3 protein-coding genes and 1 pseudogene are annotated in these 2,040 nt (G+C 34.2%); all 4 read left to right on the top strand.

Annotation, left to right across the window (positions count from 1 at the left end; all coding sequences use genetic code 11):
- Positions 1 to 421, top strand: a 421-nt coding sequence (locus BRSU_RS14650; RefSeq protein ID WP_342446854.1) for a hypothetical protein, incomplete at its 5' end; no start/stop codon positions are given.
- The gene (locus BRSU_RS14205) at positions 402 to 632 is read left to right on the top strand and encodes a hypothetical protein (RefSeq protein WP_245158128.1); all 231 of its coding nucleotides are present in this window, start codon (positions 402 to 404) and stop codon (positions 630 to 632) included. The genes BRSU_RS14650 and BRSU_RS14205, both read left to right, overlap by 20 nt.
- A 126-nt stretch (positions 633 to 758) precedes the next feature.
- Entirely contained in the window at positions 759 to 1,199 is a 441-nt protein-coding gene (locus tag BRSU_RS14960) for a hypothetical protein (protein WP_245158129.1), read from the top strand.
- 11 nt (positions 1,200 to 1,210) lie between these two features.
- A pseudogene (locus BRSU_RS14965) lies at positions 1,211 to 2,040 on the top strand (phage tail tape measure protein); the annotation flags it as partial.

Consider the following 2,040-nt stretch of genomic DNA (forward strand, 5'->3'; position numbering starts at 1 on the left):
CAATATGGAAATAGTAATTAAAGATTTAGAAGAGTTTAGTAAAAAGAAAGCTGTTTATGCGAAACTTGGAGATTATAACATTAATGTTAATGATCTATCTCTTAAAATAGCTCTTAAATTAAATGATTATTATAATAGTGTAAAAGCTCTTGAAGATGTTGATTCAGAACAAATAATTAATGAGATAGTAATTCCTATTATACAAAGATCGCATCCTGATGTTAGTAAAGAAAAAATATCAGAAGATTTTAATTATGATCAGTTAATGAAAATAATGCAAATGGCATTTGAATCTTATCTTCGTGCAGGCAGTGATTCAAAAGAAACAAAAGAAAGTAAATCAGATCAAGGTGTAAATAATAAAAAAAAGAAAGCTAATAAAAATAGAACTAATAAAATTGTTGGCACATCTAGCTCATAGTTATGGCTGGACAGAAGACTGTATGATGGAGATGAGTTTGCAAAGACTTCTGCTCTATTATACAGCTTCTTTAAATTTGCCTTATATAATCGAAGTTCAAGAAGAAACAAAAGCAGATAATAATGTAAGTGAAATAAAGCAGGGAAATAAAACTATAAGAAGAGAAAAGAAAGGCTTATGGGAAATAGAGACTATTACTGTAAATAATTAGCAGTAATAAAAATAGTGAGCCGAAGCCACCAAGTAGGTGATTATTGGCGTAGGCGAGCATAGCAACAAATAAGAGAAAAGCAAGGGCTTTGGGAAATAGAAACAATAATAACGGATAATTAAATAAATGAGCAGCTTAAATGTTAGTATATATGCAGATGCTTCCCAAGCTATTGAAGCATTTGGAAAACTTAAAGATAAAACAACCGACTTAGAAAGAGGTTTTGATAAAATAGGAAAATCTTTTGATAAGTTCGGTTCTTTAGCTACTAAAAGTTTAACTGTTCCAATAGCGGCAGGAACAACAGCTTTTGCATTAGCAACTAAAAAAGCTACTGATTTTGATAATGGAATGCGTGAGGTTCTTACGCTTCTTCCTAAATTAGGGAGTGAAGGTTTTGAATCTTTAAAGCAGGAAACTTTGGATTTTTCTAAAGAAATCGGAAAAGTACCTGAAGAAGTAGTACCTGCTTTATATCAATCACTTTCTGCAGGAGTTCCTAGAGAAAATGTATTTGATTTCTTAAAACAGCAGCTGAAGCTTCAGTTGCAGGTGTTGCTGAATTAGAAACTTCAGTTGATGGGCTTACTTCAGTTACAAATGCTTATGGAACAGAAGTTCTTAATGTTAATAGAGCTTCGGACATAATGTTTCAAACTGTAAAGCTAGGAAAAACTGATTTTACTCAGTTATCAAAATCTTTATTTAATGTCATTCCTACCGCTTCAGCATTAGGTGTTCAGTTTGAAGATATAGGAGCTGCTATTGCCGTAATGACTGCCCAAGGTACGCCTACTTCTGTGGCCACAACACAGATTAGGCAGGCTTTAGTAGAGCTTAATAAAGAAGGCAGCACCACAGATAAAGCGTTTAGAGAAATAGCAGGAACTAGCTTTAAAGAGTTTATCGAACAAGGCGGTACACTTCAGGAAGCTCTGCAAATGCTTGCTGAAAAAGCTGCTAAAAGTGGAAAAGATGTTTCTAGTATGTTCAGCAGCGTTGAGTCAGGAAATGCTGCTTTGGCATTATCTGGAAAGAATGCTAGTAAGTTCAAAGATGCTCTAGATCAAATGAATAATTCAGCAGGTGCTACAGCTGAGGCATTCAAAAAAATAGACGATGGTCCAGCAAGACAGTTTGAAAAAATAAAAGCAGAACTTAGTGCTTTAGTAATAGAGCTTGGAAACAGCCTTCTTCCTGTTGTTAATGAAGATTTACTTCCTGTTATAAGAGATAAAGCAGTTCCTCTCGCTGAAAAAATGATTCTTACTATAATATCATTAATAAAAACATTCAGCGATTTGCCTGCACCTTTGCAAGCGGCAAGTGTAGGATTTGTTGCTTTAGCAGCAGGCTTCGGTCCTGCATTAAAAGGTATAGTAGGACTTGGAAAAGGATTAACAGAAGC

The organism is Brachyspira suanatina (assembly GCF_001049755.1).
Taxonomy (GTDB): domain Bacteria; phylum Spirochaetota; class Brachyspiria; order Brachyspirales; family Brachyspiraceae; genus Brachyspira; species Brachyspira suanatina.